Consider the following 18,110-nt stretch of genomic DNA (forward strand, 5'->3'; position numbering starts at 1 on the left):
GGCTGCCACAAGGGGTGAACGGGCGTTAAGGTCCGGCCATTGGCGTCAGTTACTCAACGTACGAAAGGACGTGGACGTGGCCAGGAAGCTCGCGGTCATCGGGGCCGGACTCATGGGATCCGGCATCGCACAGGTCTCCGCCCAGGCGGGCTGGGACGTGGTGCTCCGTGACGTGACCGACGAGGCGCTGCGCCGCGGCACCGACGCCATCCGGGCCTCGTACGAGAAGTTCGTCGCCAAGGGCAAGCTCGAGGCGGAGGCCGCCGAGCAGGCGCTGGCGCGTATCACGACCACGACCGACCTGGACGCCGCCGCCGACGCGGATGTCGTCGTGGAGGCCGTCTTCGAGAAGATCGAGGTCAAGCGGGAGATCTTCCGCACGCTCGACGGCCTGGTCAAGGACGAGACGATCCTCGCCTCCAACACCTCCGCCATCCCGATCACCAAGATCGCGGCGGCCACCGAGCGCCCCGAGCGGGTCGTGGGCACCCACTTCTTCTCGCCCGTGCCGATGATGCAGCTGTGCGAGCTGGTGCGCGGATACAAGACCAGCGACGAAACCCTCGCCGCCGCCCGGGAGTTCGCCGAGGGCGTCGGCAAGACCTGTATCGTCGTCAACCGCGACGTCGCGGGGTTTGTCACCACCCGGCTGATCTCCGCGCTCGTCGTCGAGGCGGCCAAGCTGTACGAGTCCGGAGTGGCCACCGCCGAGGACATCGACATCGCCTGCAAGCTGGGCTTCGGCCATGCGATGGGACCCCTCGCGACGGCCGACCTGACCGGCGTGGACATCCTGCTGCACGCCGCGGAGAACATCTACACCGAGTCCCAGGACGAGAAGTTCGCGCCGCCGGAGATCATGCGCCGCATGGTCGACGCCGGGGACATCGGACGCAAGAGCGGCGGCGGGTTCTACCGCTACTGACCGCCGCTACTGACCGCCGGTACCGACCCGGCGGCACCGATCCGGCCCGACATGGACGCTCTATCTGCCCCTGACGCACATCTCAAACGCAATCGGGGGCAGACGCACCCTTGCGGGTGAATTCGGTATCGGTTCGCTTACAAGCGGCAACTTCACCGCATGAGACACAGTCAATTCGGTAGACCAGATTGACAAATGGGAGACAGGGGGCGCCCCCGCCGACGAGGGCTGGGGGAACGCCACATTGGGGAGCGCATATGTATATCAGGGGCGACCACGCCGAGCTCGCCGTCGGGGGCCGACTCGACGTCCGGAGCGCGGCGGACGCCCGTACGGCCTTGCACACCGCCCTTGAATCCGGCGGCGGGGACCTCGTACTCGACCTGACCGAGCTCGACTCCTGGGACGCCACCGGGCTCGGCGTGATCATGGGGGCGCACCGGAAGGCCGGCCGAGCGGGCCGGCGGCTGGTGCTGCGCGGGGTGCCGCCCCAGATGCAGCGGCTGCTCGTGGCCACCCGGCTGCACCGGATCCTGGCCATCGAGGGCGGACTCGAAGTGGAGTCGCTGCCGCGCGTGTGAGTGCGGGAACGTAGCGGGCCGTCAGATGGCGCGAAGGCTCCGGGACGGGGCGCGGGGCGGCGCGAAACCCCTTCCCGTCGGTGGATACTGTGTGGAGATCTAGGGTTCGGTCACTCCGCCGGACACCATTCCCTACGGCGGGCACCGCACCGGAAGAGACGGCAAGGCGAGCGTGCGGACAGGCCGGAAGCCGGACAGAACGCCACGCACCTGGGGGGCTTTCACCATGGATCCGACGAACCACAGACCGGAGGAGCCCGGTCGTGACCACCCGACCACGCGCCCGGCCCCGCGCCCGGCCGAGGGCCACAGCCCCACGCCCCCGCCCGTGCGCACGGTCCAGCTGGTCTCCGGCGACTACCTGCTGACGATCAACCCGGTCGACGGCAGCGAGATCGAGCCCTGCCCGCCCGGAGAGCGGCCCGACTTCCCCGAGCGCCGCGGCCCCGACGAGCGCGCCGAGCTGCGCCGCGCCGCCGCCCCGCCGCTGCCCGCGGGCGCGGTGGGCTTCGAGGTGCCGGTGCTGGAGCGCGAGCGCCTCACGCGGCTCCTCGCCCGCGGCCGTTCGGTGCGGGTCACCGGGCCCTCCGGCGCGGGCCGCAGCACGCTGCTGGACGCCGTCGCCGCGGACTGCGAGACCCTGGCGCCCGACGGGGTGATCCGCCTCTCCGGCTACCGCCGCACCCCCACCGACCTCCTGTACGAGCTGTACGCGGCGGTCTACCGCGCCCCCCTGTACCGCCCCGACCGCACGGAGCTGTCGGCGGCGGTCGCGGAGGTCGGCGCGGTCGTCGTCCTGGACGACATCGAGTTCGGCGGCGCCGCGCTGGACGAGTTCCTGGACGCGATGCCCGAGTGCGCCTTCCTGATCTCGGCCACCCCCTCCGTCGCGGCGCCCTCCGCCGACTCGCACCTCGAGGAGGTCTTCCTCGCCGGGCTGAGCCGCAGCGGGTCCCTGGAGCTGCTGGAGCGGGCCGTACGGCGCCCGTTGGCGGAGGACGAGCGGGGCTGGGCCGCGGACCTGTGGTTCGAGTCCGAGGGGCTGCCGCTGCGGTTCGTCCAGGCGGGAGCGCTGCTGCGGCAGCGCGACGCGCTGCGCGCCGAACAGGCCGCTCCCGAGGAGGAGGCGGGCTCTGCCGACGCCTCGGGCACTGCCGGGCACTCGGACGGGGCCGGGGCACGCGACATCCCGCTGCCGACGCTCGCCGAGGGCGCGGCCCCCGTCGCGCTGATCGCCTCCCGGCTGAGCGAAGCGGCCCGCGACACCCTGCGGTTCGCGGTGGCGCTCGGCGGCGAGTGCCCGCACCAGTCGCATCTCCCCGCGCTGGCCGGGGACACCCACGCCGACACCGCGCTGGGCGAGCTGATCGCCGGCGGCCTGGTCACGCCCGCCGGGCCGCACTACCGGCTGGCGGTCGGCGTGGCCGACCAACTGGCCGCCGACGGCTACGCGGACGGGCAGTCCGAGCGGGCGAGCGCCGTCGCCCAGCACTACGCCTGGTGGACCGGCCACCCCTCGGTCGCCCCGGAGCGGGTCGCCGTCGAGGCCGACGCGATCCTCACCGCGATGGCCGCCCTGGTCGCCGCCCGCGAGCCGGGCCGCGCCGAGACCGCCGTGCTGCTGGCCCGCAGCGCCACCCCCGCCTTCGCCGCCGCGCTGCACTGGGGCGCCTGGGAGCGCGCCCTGCGCCACGGCCAGGAGGCCGCACGCCTGGCGGGGCAGGTCGCCGAGGAGGCGTACTTCCACCACGAGCTGGGCGTCCTCGCGCTGTGCACGGGCAATCCGGACCGGGCGCGGGCCGAACTCGAGGCGTCCATCGGGCTGCGCGGCGTGCTGGCCGACAAGCGCGGCACGGTCGCGGGCCGGCGCGCCCTGGCCCTGGTCACCGACCGCACCCGCGGCCCGGCGGGCCCCGGCGTCTTCGCCGCGCCCGGCGGCCGTACGGGGGCGGGCGAGGAGGGCCCGGACGCGCGCCATGACACGTCGGCCGCGCCGTTCGACGGGGTGTCCGCGGGGCGCCGGGACCCGGCCGACACGGAGATCACGGTCGTCACGCCGCGGGTCGAGACGACCACGCGCATCGACCGCACCGATGTGCTCGCCGCGATCGGCGCGGCCGGCCCGGGCGGCCCCGAGGGCAAGGGCGGCGGAGCCGGTGCGGGCCGCCAGGGCGGCGGCCGGACCCCGCTGGGCCGCCGCATCGCGGCGCTCACCCGCACCCGGCGCAATCTGCTCGCGGCGGGCGCGGGCGCACTGCTCGTGGCCGTCCTCGGCACGGTGGTGGCCCTCGGTATCGCCTCGGGCGACGGGGACAAGGGCTCCACCGACACCGTCAAGCCCGGCCAGTCGTCCTCCCGGAAGGACGACGACAAGGGGCTGACCGCCGAGGAGCCCACGAGTGACGCGGGCGAGAGCGGGCAGCCGGGCCCCAGTAGCGCCCCCGGGACGCCCACGGCCCCGTCCACGCTCGGCAGCGACTCGCCCAGCGCCTCCGAGAGCCCGACCGCCCCGTCGTCCAGCGGCGAGGCGTCGCCCACGGCCGAGCCGCCGTCCCCGTCCTCGTCCGAGCCCACCACGCGTCCCCCGACCCACCGCCCGACGACGCCGCCGACCACCCCGCCGACGCCCACCAAGACGCCCCCGACCACCCCGCCCACCACTCCGCCCACCAGCTCCACCACGAGCCCCGGCGGCGACACCACCAACACGGCCAGCGGACCGGCGACCACGGCGAGCAGCTCCCCGACCTCGCCGGGGTCTTCTGCGTCTTCTGCGTCTTCGCCGAGCGTGTCGGCGTAAGGCGCGACGGCGGCATACAGCACGCGGCGCGGCCCGGCGATGCCGGACCGCGCCGCGGCGCGTTGCGGGCCGAATCGGCCGCGGGGTCAGAACAGCCGCAGCTTGTCGTCCTCGATGCCGCGCAGCGCGTCGTAGTCCAGCACGACGCAGCCGATGCCGCGGTCCGTCGCCAGCACCCGCGCCTGGGGCTTGATCTCCTGCGCCGCGAAGATCCCCTTCACCGGGGCCAGCAGCGGATCGCGGTTGAGGAGTTCCAAGTAGCGGGTGAGCTGCTCCACACCGTCGATCTCCCCCCGCCGCTTGATCTCCACCGCGACGGTGGCGCCGTCGGAGTCCCGGCAGAGAATGTCCACGGGGCCAATGGCAGTGGGGTATTCACGCCGAATAAGCGTCCAGCCATCGCCAAGTGTCTCGATACGGTCGGCCAGCAACTCCTGGAGATGGGCCTCCACCCCGTCCTTGATCAGACCGGGGTCCACGCCGAGTTCATGCGAGGAGTCGTGCAGCACTTCCTCCATGGTGATGATGAGCTTCTCGCCGGCCTTGTTCACCACCGTCCACACATCGCCGTCGCCCTCCTTGAGGGTGCACGGCGGAGACATCCAGTTGAGGGGTTTGTAGGCCCGGTCGTCCGCGTGGATCGAGACACTGCCGTCGGCCTTCACGAGGATCAGACGGGGTGCCGAGGGGAGGTGGGCCGTGAGCCGGCCGGCGTAGTCCACGGAGCAACGGGCGATGACGAGACGCATGGTCGGCAACGCTACTCGACGGCGGGTGGCCTACGCGATTCGCCCGACGATGGCCCCCTTCGAGAGTGGCTGGTTGTGAACGCATTCTCCTGGTGCGCCCGCAGTGGCCGAATTACCGTTGAAGCGGGCGGTCGTCATGCGGGTACGCTCCGTCGCCGTCCGCTCATCCGTCCCTGAGACCCCGGTCCCCGGGGTCGCGAGAGGAGATTCCATGTCGCTCGACGTCTCACCGGCCCTTCTTGCGCAGGCCGAGCGAGGCGAGGTCGACGAAGCCGACTTCGTCGACTGCGTCCGGACCTCCCTTCCCTACGCATGGGAGATGATCAGCTCTCTGGTAGCCCAGTTGAAGGTCGACGGCGGGGAATTCGCCGACAACCAGACGCCGCCGCCGGACGAGCAGGCCCGCGGCCAGCTGCTGCGGGCGCTCGCGAGTGACGCGATACGAGGTGCGCTCCAGCGCCACTTCGGGGTTCGGCTCGCCTTCCAGAACTGCCACCGCGTGGCGGTGTTCCCGCTGGACGCGTCGGTTGACGAGAGACTCGCCCGCTTCACGTCGACGCGCGGGCAGCTGCTGAACCAGTCCCCCGAGCTGCGCGACTGCTGACCCGACTGCCCGCTGCCGCTCCATGAGGGGGAGGTGTCCTGAGCGCGGAGGTCTTCAGTGCGGCGGAGGTCTTCAGCGCAGGAGCGGCAGCACCTCGGCGCCCAGCCGGCGCACGTTCTCCTCCGTGGTCGCCAGGTCTCCCGAGCCCTCGACCAGCAGCGCGAAGCGGCGGATGCCGGTGCGCTCCGCCGTCGCCGCCAGCCGGTCCGCGCACAGCCGGGGCGGCCCGACCGGGTGCAGCCCGCACAGCAGCTCGGCATAGGCCAGCGGGTCGCGCATCCGGCGCGGCCGTCCGTCCACCGTCACATGGGCGTCGAGCCCCTGGCGCAGCCAGCCGGGCATGGCCTTGACGAGGGTCTCCACCGCCGCGGGGCGGGCGTCCGCGACCTGCACCACCCCCGCCGAGACATGCTCGGCCGCCACCGCCGCCACCTTCTCGGGGGAGTGGCCCGCCGCGAGCGCGGAATCTCGCCACAGCGTGACCGCCTCGGCCTTCTCATCGTCTCCACAGTGCATCCCCAGCATCATGGGCAACGCGCGCTCGGCGGCCAGCCGCACACTTCCCGGTGAAGTACAGGCCACGATCACCTGGGGGCCGGGTGCGCCCTGCGCCTCGTTCCCCAGCGCCTCGACACGCAGCGCCTCGTCGGGGCGCGGTACGACCGGCACCTCGCGGAAGACGAATCTTTCGCCCGCCGCGGCCACCCGCGGCTCGCGCAGCCAGCGCAGCAGCAGGTCCAGCGATTCGGGGAAGTCCCGCTCGTACGCCCGCAGACCGGTGCCGAACACCTCAAGGTCGACCCAGGGCCCGCCCCGGCCGACCCCCAGGGTGAAGCGCCCCCCGGAGACGAGGTGGAGCAGCGCCGCCTGCTCACCCAGCGCGACCGGATGCGCGGTCGGCAGGACGCTGACCGCCGTGCCGACGCCTATCCTGCGGGTACGGCCGAGCAGCAGCGCGGCGAGCGTGACCGCCGACGGGCACACCCCGTACGGAACGAAGTGGTGTTCGGCGAGCCACACCGCGTCCAGCCCCGACTCCTCGGAGAGTTGCGCGGACCGTACCGCCCGGTGCAGCGCCTCCCCCTGGCCCTGACCCGGGAATTGAGCGGCGAGGATGAAAGCCCCCACGCGCATTGCCATCTGCCTCCTCTTGCGGCCGCCGCCGCTGACACGGGCACCCTCCCCCGCACAGGCAATAACGCCTGACACGTGCCAAAGGCACGGCCTGGCAAGAAATTCTCATGATGATCGGAGGACGGTTGTGGACACGGCTTTCCGGGACCGTGACGGTAACGCGTACGCTGGTCACAGCCAGTAGCCCAGCGTCCTTCGAGGTGCCCCGTGTCCCCACGCCGAAACCGCCCGCGAGGCGGCGAGAAGCCGATCGGCAGCCAAGACGAAGACCGCGCGGACCGCTATGGGCTGGAGTCGACCCAGTGCTGGCAGGGCGAGGAGTGGGTGGTGCGCCAGGTCGGCGGTGGCGCCGCCGCCAAGCACTACCGCTGCCCCGGCTGCGACCAGGAGATCCCGCCCGGTGTGCCGCACATTGTGGCCTGGCAGCAGCACAGCGGCGTGGACGACCGCCGCCACTGGCACAAGTCCTGCTGGAACGCGCGAGACCGCCGGAGCGCGAAGCTCCAGCGGTCCCGTAACGCACCGAGGTATTGACCGGGGGATCAGCCCATCACACGTCGCGCTTCTCCAGCAGCGCGTATGCCGCGATGAACGCCGCGGCCGTGATCCCGGCCAGCATCCCCACCTGCGACCAGCCGGTCCCGAGACTGTCGTCGACCTGGAAGAGCGCGGCCAGAGACTGGGGCGAGGAATACTTCTGCATCTTCTCGCCCAGGGTCTGAAGGCTGCTCGACATCATCAGGAAGGCGGGGAGGATGGCGGGCAGCAGCACCACACCGAGCATCGCGGTGATCGCGCCGGCGGAGTGCCGCAGCATGCTGCCGACCGCGAGCGACAGCAGCCCGAGCAGCGAGACATACAGCCCGGCCCCCAGGGTCGCCCCGACCAACTGCTTGCTCGTCGGCTCCTGGACGCCCGGCCCGCTGTGCATCCCCGTGCTCACAAAGGCCACGAACGCGAGCGCGGCGGTCGTGGTCACAAAGGACATGAAGAAGAAGACGAGGGCCTTGGCGGTCAGCACGCGCGAGCGCTGCGGCGAGGCGGTGAAGGTGGTGCGGATCATCCCGGTGCCGTACTCGGAGGTGACGACGAGCACGCCGAGCGTGACGATGCACAGCTGGCCCAGCAGCGTGCCGAACAGGCCGGGGATGGTGGTGGGGGTGGAGGAGTAGTCGCTGTCCTTGGTGCCCGAGGCCACCAGCAGCCCGATGCCGATGACCAGCGCGACCATGACGCTCAGCGTCCAGATCGTCGAGCGCACCGACTTGATCTTGGTCCACTCGGAGGCGAGCGCATTCCCCAGGTGCGTGCGCCGGATCGGGATCGGCGAGGTGTATCCGGCGACGGGGGCGGCGGAGGCGTAGGGCTGCTGCGGCGCGGCCGGCATCCCCGGCACGGCCTGCATGCCGGGCTGTGCCGCCTGCTGTGGCGCGTACTGCTGGGCCTGCGGGTGCGGCGCCTGCTGCGGGGCGGCCGGCATGCCCGGCGCGCCCGGCTGCTGCTGAGGCGCCTGCTGAGGCGCCTGCTGGGGCGGCTGCGGCGGGGTGGGCGGCTGGGACGCCTGGGCCTGCTGCTGGTAAGGAGTGCTCATCGGGCGTCCTCGCTGTCGCGCTTGTTCATGTCGGCGGGGGCCGGCGCGGCGGCCGGAGCCGGGGGAGCGGCGGGAGTCTGCGGCGCGGCGGGCGCGCCCTGCCCGGCCGGGGGCTGCTGCGGCTGCCAGGGGGCCTGACCCGGGGCGGGCTGGCCGGGCGCGGGCTGGCCCGGGGCGGGCTGGCCGGGCGCGGGCGGCGGGTTGTAGCCCGGCATGCCGCCCATGGGCGGATAGCCGCCGGGCACGCCGCCAGCGGTCGGCGGGGCGTAGCCGTACGCGCCCTGCGGGGCCATGCCCGGCACGGCCTCCTGGAGCCCCGCCCGCTGGTCGGCGGTCGAGCGGTAGTCCACGGCGCCCTGCGTCATCCGCATGTACGCCTCCTCCAGCGACGCCTGGTGCGGGGAGAGCTCCCACAGGCGGACGTCCGCGCCATGCGCCAGGTCGCTGATCCGAGGCAGCGGCAGCCCGGTCACCCGCAGCGCGCCGTCCTGCTCCGGCAGCACTTGGCCGCCCGCCTCGCTCAGCGCGGCGGTCAGCTTCTCGCGCTGGTCCGGCTCCCCGTCGGGGGTGCGGACCCGCGCGAAGTCCGCGGAGTTGTAGGAGATGAAGTCCTTGACGCTCATGTCGGCGAGCAGCTGCCCGCGCCCGATCACGATCAGGCGCTCGGCGGTCAGCGCCATCTCGCTCATCAGGTGGCTGGAGACGAAGACCGTGCGGCCCTCGGATGCCAGCTGCTTCATGAGGTTGCGGACCCACAGGATGCCCTCCGGGTCCAGACCGTTGACCGGCTCGTCGAAGAGCAGCACCTGCGGGTCGCCCAGCAGCGCGGCCGCGATGCCCAGCCGCTGCCCCATGCCCAGCGAGAACCCCTTGGACCGCTTCCTCGCCACGCTCTGGAGCCCGACCACGCCCAGCACCTCGTCGACCCTGCGGGCCGGAATGCCCGACAGCTGGGCCAGGCACAGCAGATGCTGGCGCGCGCTGCGGCCGCCGTGCACGGCCTTCGCGTCGAGGAGGGCACCGACCTGCCGGGGGGCGTTGGGCAGTCGGCGGAAGGGGTAGCCGCCCACGGTGACATGGCCGGCGGTGGGCTCGTCCAGCCCCAGGATCATGCGCATCGTGGTCGATTTGCCGGATCCGTTGGGTCCCAGGAAGCCGGTCACCGTGCCCGGCCGCACCTGGAACGACAGGTTGTACACGGCCGTCTTGGCGCCGTAGCGCTTCGTCAGGCCGACTGCCTCGATCATGCTCCGCCCCTCGTGCGATGCGTCCGGGGCGCGTGCCCCCGTGCGGGTAAGGAGAATAACCGCGGGGCGGCGGTTCCCGTTAAGCGAGAGTCGAGAGCGGATCGTAACCCCGCAGCACCCACCCCTCCGCCGCAAGCACCGAGGCCGCCGCCTCGCGCACCGTACGGTCCGCCGCCGCGCGCCGGATCCAGGCCCGCGGGTCCGGCCCCAGCAGGTCCCGCAGCCGCGCCGAGGACGCCAGCAGCCCCGCCAGCAGCGCGCCTTGGTCGCCGCCGCCCGGCCGCGGCCTGCCGGAGGGCCGGTCCGGCGCGCCGTCGGGGCTCGCGAGCACACCCCGCACGCTGACGTAGAGATACGCGCCGCCCAGCGGCTCCCCGGACGGCAGCACCATGGGGAAGCTCGCGCCGGGCAGCAGGACGCGCCGGTAGTTGGGGAATTCGGTGGCGTCCACCGACGCCAGCTGGTCGCCGTCGAGCCAGCTGACCACCAGCGGGGTCTCGGCCGCCGGGTCCGCGTACGGCGCGGCGGCGACATACCCGTACCGTCCGATGTGCGCCGAGCAGCCCACCGCTATGCCGCGCACCCGCACCGGCACCATCGGCACGGCGGCCGGAGCCCCGAGCGCCGTCAGCTTGTGGTGCAGCTGCGCGGGCGAGGCGTTGGAGCCGACCGCGATGACCGGATGGCGCTGCCCCGACGGCACATGGCCGAGCCGCGCCAGCACGGCGTCGAGCGGTTCGCCCGGCGGGTCGAAGGGCGCCCCGGGCACCGGCCAGCCGCCCGGCCCGCCCGGACCGGGCGTCAACTCCCACAGCTCACCCCCCGCGAGAAGCGCGGGCGCGGTCACGGGCCGGCCGGGATAGGTCAGCGGCCGTATCGCCGGCACATCGGCGAACCCCAGGGCGGCGAGGGTGCGGTCGGTCACACGGGGAGGCTACGCGCCACGGCCGCACGCCCGTAAGACGTCGTACGCCCGTCGCCCAGCCGTAAGGCGCCGTACGACCCCAGGACGCCGGGTACCGGTAGCGCCCGCGGCCGACGCGCCGTCATGCGCGTGCCCCGCGCCGCACGAGGCGGGCGCGGGGCACGAGATGAGCGCGTGATCCGACGTCAGGAAGTCCTGGGCGTCAGCGGCTCTGCTGGGCCGGGACACCGCGCGAGATCGGCTCGTCCTCGGTGGGGGAGCCGGCCGCGGCCACCGCGGCACCGGTCAGCGTGGCCAGCATCTCGCGGACGTTGGTCAGCTGGGCGTTGATGCTGTCGCGGCGGTTGGTGAGCGCCGCCAGCTCGCGCTCGGATTCGCTGCGGATGCGGTCCGCCTTGGCGTTGGCGTCGGCCACGATGTCCTCGGCCTGGCGCTGCGCGGTCTCCACCGTCTGGCGGGCGCGGCGCTCGGCGTCCGTACGCAGCTTCTCGGCCTCCAGGCGCAGCTGCTCCGCCCGGTGCTCGATCTCCGCCAGCCGCTTCTCGGCCTTGGCCTGACGGGAGGCCAGGTCGCGCTCGGACTGCTCGCGGCGCTTGGCGAGGTTCGTCTCGAAGTCCGCGGCGGCCTGGGCGGCCTTGGCGCGGGTCTCCTCGAAGAGGGAGTCGGCCTCCTCGCGCTTCTGCTGCGCGTCCTTCTGAGCCTCCTGGCGCAGCGTCGCCGCGTCGCCCTTGGCCTTCTCGACGATACGCGCGCCGTCGTCCTCCGCCTTCGCCTTGCGCTCGGCGGCGAAGGACTCCGCGTCGTTGCGCACCTGCTGGGCCGCCGACTCGGCGAGCTCACGGTGCTGTTCGGCGGCCCGGCGGGCCTCCTCGCGCAGGTCCTTGGCCTCCTCCTCGGCGAGACGGAGGATCTTCTCGACGCGCGCGCCGAGCCCCGCGTAGGACGGCTCCGCGTCGGTGATCTGGGCCTGGGCGTTCTGCGTCTCGAGGTGCAGCTCCTCGATGCGCTTTTCCAGAGAGGTGATGCGGGCCAGTGCACTGTCACGGTCGGCGACGAGCTTGGTAATGCGGTCGTCCACCTGACCGCGGTCGTACCCACGCCGCACGAGCTCGAAGCCGAAGGGGGAGGAAGTGTCGCTCATGGGGTTCCTGTCGAAAGAGACCGGTGAGGTGATAGAGGGAATCCTAGGGGGCCAAACGGCGTGTCATCGAGTCAACGTCCGTTTGATCTGGAGAATGTCCAGCCTTTTGAGTGGCAGACAGCCAGACGGCTTGTCACTCGTCGGGATGATACGGACACGACACGGGGTGTGTCTCTAGCGCCCCTGCCCACGAACACTACGATTCGGCAGCACCCGCCCCCAGGACCGCTCAGCCGTCCGAGCGCTTGCCGCTCGATCGCGTCCCGGCACCGGCCGCCGTCTTCACCCCACCGCTCTCGTTCCTTCCCGAGTTTCCGCCCGAGCTGCCCCCGGACGCGGGGGCCTCAAAGGACTCCAACGCCGCAAGCACGTCCTGGACACGGGAGATCTCCGCGTTGATGTCCTCCTGACGCCGCTTGAGCAGCTCCAGCTCCCGCTTGCCGTCGTCCACGATCCGCTTGGCCTCGGCCTCCGCCTCGGCGCGCCTGCGGTCCGCGTCCCGCGTGGCGTCCGCCTTCTTCTGCTCGGCCTCCTTGAGCAGCGACTCGGCCTTCTTCACGGCGGCGATACGGACCCGGCTGGCCTCGCTGTTGGCGTCCGAGACCAGCGTCTTGGCCTTCTCCTCGGCCTTCACCAGCTGCGCGGTCGCGGCGGCGACCAGCTTGTCCACCCGCTCGCCCGTCGCCTTCATCTGCTCCGCGGACTCCCGGCGGGCCCGCTGGTGCAGCTCCTCGACATCGGCCTCGGCCCGGGTCCGAAGCTCCTCGGCCCGGTCCCGGATGGCGGTCGCGTCGCCCCGGGCCTCGCCGAGCATCGTGTCGGAGTCCGTACGGGCCTTCTCCACCAGGCTGTTCGCCTGCGCGGTCGCCTCGCCGACGAGCCGGTCGGCCTCCTTGCGGGCGGCGCCGACCATCATGTCGGCCTGCTCCTCGGCGGCGGTCGCGGACCGCAGCGCGGCCTCCCGCGCCTCCTTCGTCAGCCGGTCCGCCTCCGCCGTGGACTCGGTGATCAGCCGGTCGACCTGGTTCGCCGCATCCGAGCGCCGCTTGTTGGCGTCCTCGCGTGCGCCGTCGACCATGCGCTCGGCCTCGGACTGCGCCTTGGCGCGGACCCGCTCCGCCTCCGCTGACGCCTCGGCCGCCACCCGCTCCGCGTCCGCGCGGGTGCGCGCCGCGTGCTGCTGCGCCGAACCCACCGTCTCCGACGCCTCGGTGCGCAGCCGCTCGGCCTCCGCGCCGGCGTCCGCCAGCAGCCGCTCGGCCTCCCTCGTGGACTCGGTGATCAGCCGGTCGGCCTGCCCGGCCGCCTCCGAGCGGATGTTGTTGGCGTCCCCGCGGGCCTGGGCCCGGGTGCGCGCCGCGTCCTGCTCGGCCGTCGCCCGGGCGTCGGACGCCTCCGTACGCAGCTGCTGCGCCCGCGCATTGGCCTCCGAGACCAGCCGCTGGGCCTCCTCGGTCGCGCCGGTGACCAGCGTGTCGGCCTGCTCAGCGGCCTCGCTGCGCTGCTTGTTGGCGCTCCGCCGCGCATCGTCCAGGACATCCTGGGCCTCGCCGCGCAGCCGCTCGGACTCGCTCGTGGCCTCGGTGACCAGCCGGTCCGCCTGCTCGGCGGCGTCCGAGCGGCGCCGGTTGGCCTCCTCCCGGGCCTGGGCGGAGAGCCGGTCCGCCTCTCCGATGGCCTCCGAGACCGTGCGCTCCGCGAGCGCCTTGGCGGCCTCCGACTCCTCGTGGGCCTCGCGCCGCAGCCGCATCGCGTCCTCGGCGGCCCGCTCCCGCTCGGCGTGCGCGTCCCCGCGGACCCGGTCCGCCTCCGCCTGGGCCTCGTGGCGGGTCCGGTCCGCCGCATGCTCGGCCGCCGTACGCAGGCCCGTGATCTCCGCCTCGGCCTGCTCGTGCAGCCCCGCGACCGAGTCCCGCACCTGCTGCGCGGTCTGCTCGGCGGCGGCCACCAGCTCCGCCGCGTGCCGCTCGGCCTCCTCGGCCAGCCGCTGCGCCTCGGCCTGCGCCTCGGTGACCCGGTTGCGGGCGGCGGCCAGCAGCTCCTCGCTCTGCTCATGCGCCAGGCTGCGCTCGCGCTGGGCCTCGTCGCGGGCGTCGCCCAGCGTCTCCTCGGCCTCGCGGCGGCGGCGGGCCGCCTCCTCCTGCGCGGCCGCCAGCGCCTCGGCGGCCTCGGCCCCGATCCGCTCGGCCGCCGCGTTGGCCTCCGCACGCACCCGGTCGGCCGTGTCCTGCGCCTCGGTGCGCAGCCGCTCGGCCTCCGCGGCGGCCTCGCCGCGCAGCCGCACCGCGACCGACTCGCCCTCGGCACGCATGTTCGACGCGTCCGCGACCGCCTCGTCGCGCAGCCGGTCCGCCTCCACCTCGGCCTGCTGCCGCAGCGCGGCCAGCCGGTCGGCGGACTCGGCGCGCAGCCGCTCCGTGTCGTCGGACGCCTCCCGGCGCAGCCGCTCGGCCTCCTCACGGGCGTCCCGCAGCGCCTGGTCGGCCGAGGCGAGCCGCTGCTCGGCCTCCCCTTGCAGCCGGGCCAGCTGGGCCTCGGCCTCCGCGCGGCGGTCGGCGGCGGCCGCCTCGGCCTCCTCGCGGGTCCGCCGGGCCGCGTCCGCCGCCTCCGTCCTGACCTGCTCGGCCTGCGTCTCGGCCGAGGTCACCAGCTCCTCGGCCTCGCCGCGGGCCCGCTCCAGCGCCTCGTCGGCCTGCCGGCGCAGCGACGCGGCCCGCTCGATCGCCTCGGTCCGCACCCGCTCGCTCTCGGCGGTCGCGCCCGCGCGGGTCTCCTCGGCGCCGGTCTTCGCCTTGGCCAGCAGGTCCTCGGCGGTGGTCGCCGCCTCCTCGATCTGCTGGACCGCCTCCCGGCGGGCCTCGGCGCGGATCCGCTCGCCCTCGGCCACCGCCTCCGCGCGCAGCTGCTCGGCCTCGCCGCGCAGCCGGCGCGCCTCCTCCTGGAGCTCGACGGTCTTGGCGCGGTACTCCTTGGTGTCGTCCTTCGCCGCGCCCTTCAGCTGCGCGGCGGTGTCGTGCGCCTCGGCCCGCAGCCGGTCCGCCTCGGCCTCCGCCTTGCCCCGGATCCGCTCCGCCTCGTCGGCCGCCGCCTTCGTGGTGGCCTGCGCGTTCTCCGAGGCCTTGGTCAGCACCTCCTCGGCGCTGCGGGCGGCCTTGGCCAGCTGGGCCGCCGAGTCCTCGGCGACCTTGGCGCGCGCCGTGTCCTCGGCCTCGGCGAGCAGCCGCTCGGCCTCGGCGCGGGAGTCGTCCCGCACCTGCTCGGCCTCGGCGCGCAGCGCGTCGGCCTCCTTGGTGGCCTCCCCGACCAGCCGGGCGATCTCCGCCTTCGCGGTGCGGGTGCGCTGCTCGTTGTCCGTCTCGGCGGCCGACAGCCGCTTCTCCGCCGCCTCCTTGGCCTCCGCGAGCACCTTCTCGGCCTCGAGGCGCGCCTCGCGCAGCGACGTCTCGGCCTCCTGGATGCGCAGCTCGGCCGCCCGGGTCAGCTCGGTGGCCTGCCGGCGAGCCTGGTCGGACTCGGAGGCGGTGGAGGTGCGCAGCTGCTCCGCGTGGTGGCTGGCCTCCTGCGCCTGGGCGCCGGCCGTGTTCACCAGCCGCTCGGCCTCGGTGCGGGCGCGGCGCAGGATCCCTTCGGCCTCCGAGCGGGCCGACTCCGCCTCCGAGCCGAGCCGGTCGCGGGTCTGGTCGGCCAGCCGCTGGGCCTCGGCGCGGGCGGCGGCCAGCGCCTGCTCGGCCTCGGCCCGGGACTCGTCCATGAGCCGGCGCGCCTGCGCCTCGGTCCGGGCCCGCAGCTGCTCGGCCCACGCGACGTTCTCGTTGACGTGCGACTCGACGGTGGCACGGCGCTCGGAGAGCTCCTGGTCCAGCCGCTGACGGCGCGCCACCGCCTCGGCATGCAGCTCGGCTTCGAGCCGGGCCTGCCGCTCGGCCTGCTCCTGGAGCAGCCGCTGGGTCTGGGCCCGGGTCTCGCGCACCTCGCGCTCGGCGTCGGCGCGCAGCTGCTCCGCCTGGACCTGCGCATTGCGCAGCAACTGCTCTGCCTGGTAGCCGAGGTTGGCGCTGTCGTAGGCAGGGCGGCTCGCGAGATTGCGGCGCGCCTCGTGCAGCTTGGCGCGCAGCACCTCGACTTGGTAGCCGAGGTCGTCGGCGTGCTGGACGGCCTTCTCCCGCTCGGTCTTCAGCCGCTCCATCTCGGCCTCGAACTTCGAGAGGTGGTCGTCAGGCTCGTAGCGGTCGTAGCCCCGCACTGCGCGGTCCCATCCGTCCCCTGGTCGCGGTGGCGGCCGACTCCGTACCTGGGGGTGCCACGTGGCACCTCGCGGTCCCGACCTGGCGCCCGGCCGTGGCGGCCGGACCGGAGCTAGCCCTTCCGAAGAAATGGTGTCAGATCATCGGCAATGCCTGGGCCGGACCCTGATCCTTTCCGATCTCGTTCCCGTACCCCGGCCGAGGTTGCACTCTACCGGCCGGGGAAGCGGAAGGTCAGTGGTCCGCTTGAGTGGTGGACTTCCTCGCTCCCGCTTGTGCGGGTCGCTTCGGTCGGGTAGGCGGGTCCGGCGGGGGGTTTGCTGAGGTCAGTGGTCTGCGGGCGGGGTCTCGGACGGGTTCTCGGGCTGGTCCGCGGAGTGGGCTTCGGAGTGGTTTTCGGGAGTCTGGGCGGCCGCCGACGTGACGAGCTCGGTGAGCACGCCGTGACAGTCCTTGGGGTGCAGGAATGTGATCCGGGAGCCCATCGAGCCGCGGCGCGGCTCCTCGTACAGCACCCGGATGCCCTTGTCCCGGATGGCTTCGGAGTCGGTGTCCACGTCCGCCGTCCCGAAGGCGATGTGGTGCACCCCCTCGCCGTTCTTGGCCAGCCACTTTCCGACGGCCGAGTCCTCCCGGACGGGCTCCAGGAGCTGGAGGTACGAGGCCCCGCCGTCCGAGGTCTCGTTGATCTTGAGCATGGCCTCGCGGACCCCCTGCTCCTCGTTGGTCTCGGTGTGGAACACCTCGAAGCCATACGTGGCACGGTAGAACTCGACGGTCTTGTCGAGGTCGAAGCAGGCGATCCCGATGTGGTCGATTCTGGTCAGCATGGTTCCAGTGCACCGCCCACACGGCTGGTTACGCAACGTGCGCGCGATCACACTGATGGCCCGGTGACCGGGCGGGTACTCGTCAGTACATTGACGATAACCCTCGTTAACTTCCTTCTCCTCTGGAGGACGCACCATGACTCGGACATCTGTGATCGTGGCGGGCGCGCGCACGCCGATGGGGCGGCTGCTCGGCAGCCTGCGGTCGTTCTCCGGAGCGGACCTCGGCGGGATCGCGATCAAGGCGGCGCTGGAGCGGGCCGGAATCGGCGGCGAGCAGGTGGAGTACGTGATCATGGGGCAGGTGCTCCAGGCGGGCGCCGGGCAGATCCCCGCCCGGCAGGCCGCGGTCAAGGCCGGCATCCCCATGGCGGTGCCCGCACTGACCATCAACAAGGTCTGCCTGTCCGGGCTCGACGCCATCGCGCTGGCCGACCAGCTGATCCGGGCCGGCGAGTTCGACATCGTGGTCGCGGGCGGCCAGGAGTCCATGACCAACGCCCCCCACCTGCTGCCCAAGTCCCGGGAGGGCTACAAGTACGGCGCGGTCGGGATGCTCGACGCCATGGCCCACGACGGGCTCACCGACTCCTTCGAGGGCATCGCCATGGGCGAGTCGACCGAGAAGCACAACACCCGGCTGGGCATCCTGCGGCCCGACCAGGACGAGGTCGCCGCGCTCTCCCACCAGCGGGCCGCCGCGGCCCAGAAGAACGGCCTGTTCGACGCCGAGATCACCCCCGTGGAGATCCCGCAGCGCAAGGGCGACCCGGTCGTCTTCAACAAGGACGAGGGCATCCGCGCGGAGACCACCGCGGAGTCGCTCGGCAAGCTGCGGCCCGCCTTCGCCAAGGACGGGACCATCACCGCCGGGACGTCGTCGCAGATCTCGGACGGGGCGGCCGCCGTGGTCGTGATGAGCAAGGCCAAGGCGGAGGAGCTGGAGCTCGAGTGGATCGCGGAGATCGGGGCCCACGGCAATGTGGCCGGACCCGACAACTCCCTCCAGTCGCAGCCGTCCAACGCGATCGCGCACGCGCTGGGGAAGGAGGGGCTCGAGGTCTCGGATCTTGATCTGATCGAGATCAACGAGGCGTTCGCGGCGGTCGCGGTCCAGTCAATGAAGGATCTTGGAGTTTCCTCCGAAAAGGTGAATGTGAACGGCGGCGCGATCGCCCTCGGGCATCCGATCGGGATGTCGGGCGCGCGCATCGTGCTGCACCTGGCCCTGGAGCTGGGGCGGCGCGGCGGTGGCGTGGGCGCGGCGGCGCTGTGTGGTGGGGGTGGGCAGGGGGATGCGTTGATCCTGCGGGTGCCGCGCTCGTCGTAGGTAGTGCTC

At 73.2% G+C, this 18,110-nt stretch carries 14 protein-coding genes; 6 read left to right on the forward strand and 8 right to left on the reverse strand.

The window, feature by feature from the left end; genetic code table 11:
• Positions 1–76: 76 nt before the first annotated feature.
• The 3 genes from ACH4S9_RS12520 to ACH4S9_RS12530 all read left to right on the forward strand — a co-directional run bounded on the left by ACH4S9_RS12520 (position 77) and on the right by ACH4S9_RS12530 (position 4,306).
• Positions 77–925: a 3-hydroxyacyl-CoA dehydrogenase family protein gene (locus ACH4S9_RS12520; RefSeq protein WP_311727912.1), complete on the forward strand. Its 849-nt coding sequence runs from the start codon at positions 77–79 to the stop codon at positions 923–925.
• Between the two features lie 257 nt (positions 926–1,182).
• Positions 1,183–1,506, forward strand: a complete 324-nt coding sequence (locus ACH4S9_RS12525) for an STAS domain-containing protein (protein WP_311727915.1) — start codon at positions 1,183–1,185, stop codon at positions 1,504–1,506.
• Between the two features lie 226 nt (positions 1,507–1,732).
• Positions 1,733–4,306, forward strand: coding sequence for an ATP-binding protein (locus ACH4S9_RS12530; RefSeq protein WP_398371538.1), 2,574 nt, complete (start codon positions 1,733–1,735; stop codon positions 4,304–4,306).
• Positions 4,307–4,392: 86 nt separating this feature from the next.
• Here the strand turns inward: ACH4S9_RS12530 and nucS are convergent, their stop codons facing one another.
• Complete coding sequence (nucS, locus tag ACH4S9_RS12535; protein WP_311727917.1) at positions 4,393–5,055, reverse strand: endonuclease NucS; 663 nt, start codon at positions 5,053–5,055, stop codon at positions 4,393–4,395.
• A gap of 211 nt (positions 5,056–5,266) precedes the next feature.
• On the opposite strand from nucS, the gene ACH4S9_RS12540 reads away from it, so the two are divergent.
• Entirely contained in the window at positions 5,267–5,659 is a 393-nt protein-coding gene (locus tag ACH4S9_RS12540; RefSeq protein WP_311727918.1) for an SCO5389 family protein, read from the forward strand.
• A 72-nt stretch (positions 5,660–5,731) separates the two neighbouring features.
• On the opposite strand, the gene ACH4S9_RS12545 is transcribed toward ACH4S9_RS12540, so the two are convergent.
• Entirely contained in the window at positions 5,732–6,793 is a 1,062-nt protein-coding gene (locus ACH4S9_RS12545; protein WP_311727919.1) for an LLM class flavin-dependent oxidoreductase, read from the reverse strand.
• 207 nt (positions 6,794–7,000) lie between these two features.
• Here ACH4S9_RS12545 and ACH4S9_RS12550 point away from each other — a divergent pair, with 207 nt between their 5' ends.
• Positions 7,001–7,327: an ATP/GTP-binding protein gene (locus ACH4S9_RS12550; protein ID WP_311727920.1), complete on the forward strand. Its 327-nt coding sequence runs from the start codon at positions 7,001–7,003 to the stop codon at positions 7,325–7,327.
• 16 nt (positions 7,328–7,343) lie between these two features.
• Here the strand turns inward: ACH4S9_RS12550 and ACH4S9_RS12555 are convergent, their stop codons facing one another.
• The 6 genes from ACH4S9_RS12555 to mce form a co-directional block, all read right to left on the reverse strand.
• The gene (locus tag ACH4S9_RS12555) at positions 7,344–8,384 is read right to left on the reverse strand and encodes an ABC transporter permease (RefSeq protein ID WP_385339057.1); all 1,041 of its coding nucleotides are present in this window, start codon (positions 8,382–8,384) and stop codon (positions 7,344–7,346) included.
• Positions 8,381–9,631 carry an ATP-binding cassette domain-containing protein gene (locus tag ACH4S9_RS12560; RefSeq protein ID WP_311727922.1) on the reverse strand — a complete coding sequence of 417 codons (1,251 nt, stop codon included), beginning with the start codon at positions 9,629–9,631 and terminating at the stop codon, positions 8,381–8,383. The genes ACH4S9_RS12555 and ACH4S9_RS12560 overlap by 4 nt, the downstream gene beginning before the upstream one ends.
• 79 nt (positions 9,632–9,710) lie before the next feature.
• Entirely contained in the window at positions 9,711–10,556 is an 846-nt protein-coding gene (locus ACH4S9_RS12565; protein ID WP_385339053.1) for a hypothetical protein, read from the reverse strand.
• Positions 10,557–10,758: 202 nt separating this feature from the next.
• Positions 10,759–11,697 carry a cellulose-binding protein gene (locus tag ACH4S9_RS12570; RefSeq protein WP_311727924.1) on the reverse strand — a complete coding sequence of 313 codons (939 nt, stop codon included), beginning with the start codon at positions 11,695–11,697 and terminating at the stop codon, positions 10,759–10,761.
• A gap of 229 nt (positions 11,698–11,926) precedes the next feature.
• A complete protein-coding gene (gene scy / locus ACH4S9_RS12575; protein ID WP_398371543.1) occupies positions 11,927–15,940 on the reverse strand; it encodes a polarized growth protein Scy in 4,014 nt (1,337 codons plus the stop codon).
• Positions 15,941–16,267: 327 nt separating this feature from the next.
• Entirely contained in the window at positions 16,268–16,771 is a 504-nt protein-coding gene (gene mce / locus ACH4S9_RS12580; protein WP_311727926.1) for a methylmalonyl-CoA epimerase, read from the reverse strand.
• Positions 16,772–16,907: 136 nt separating this feature from the next.
• Here mce and ACH4S9_RS12585 point away from each other — a divergent pair, with 136 nt between their 5' ends.
• The gene (locus tag ACH4S9_RS12585; RefSeq protein ID WP_385339046.1) at positions 16,908–18,101 is read left to right on the forward strand and encodes an acetyl-CoA C-acetyltransferase; all 1,194 of its coding nucleotides are present in this window, start codon (positions 16,908–16,910) and stop codon (positions 18,099–18,101) included.
• Positions 18,102–18,110 lie beyond the last annotated feature (9 nt).

It is taken from the genome of Streptomyces sp. NPDC021225, assembly GCF_044332865.1.
In the GTDB taxonomy this organism is placed as follows: Bacteria; Actinomycetota; Actinomycetes; order Streptomycetales; family Streptomycetaceae; genus Streptomyces.

Excerpts from the sequence above, each read along its gene's own strand:
- ACH4S9_RS12525 (WP_311727915.1), top strand. The coding sequence starts at position 1,183 with ATGTATATCAGGGGCGACCACGCCGAGCTCGCCGTCGGGGGCCGACTC.
- ACH4S9_RS12530 (WP_398371538.1), top strand. The coding sequence starts at position 1,733 with ATGGATCCGACGAACCACAGACCGGAGGAGCCCGGTCGTGACCACCCG.
- nucS (WP_311727917.1), bottom strand. The coding sequence starts at position 5,055 with ATGCGTCTCGTCATCGCCCGTTGCTCCGTGGACTACGCCGGCCGGCTC.
- ACH4S9_RS12540 (WP_311727918.1), top strand. The coding sequence starts at position 5,267 with ATGTCGCTCGACGTCTCACCGGCCCTTCTTGCGCAGGCCGAGCGAGGC.
- ACH4S9_RS12545 (WP_311727919.1), bottom strand. The coding sequence starts at position 6,793 with ATGCGCGTGGGGGCTTTCATCCTCGCCGCTCAATTCCCGGGTCAGGGC.
- ACH4S9_RS12555 (WP_385339057.1), bottom strand. The coding sequence starts at position 8,384 with ATGAGCACTCCTTACCAGCAGCAGGCCCAGGCGTCCCAGCCGCCCACC.
- ACH4S9_RS12560 (WP_311727922.1), bottom strand. The coding sequence starts at position 9,631 with ATGATCGAGGCAGTCGGCCTGACGAAGCGCTACGGCGCCAAGACGGCC.
- ACH4S9_RS12570 (WP_311727924.1), bottom strand. The coding sequence starts at position 11,697 with ATGAGCGACACTTCCTCCCCCTTCGGCTTCGAGCTCGTGCGGCGTGGG.
- mce (WP_311727926.1), bottom strand. The coding sequence starts at position 16,771 with ATGCTGACCAGAATCGACCACATCGGGATCGCCTGCTTCGACCTCGAC.
- ACH4S9_RS12585 (WP_385339046.1), top strand. The coding sequence starts at position 16,908 with ATGACTCGGACATCTGTGATCGTGGCGGGCGCGCGCACGCCGATGGGG.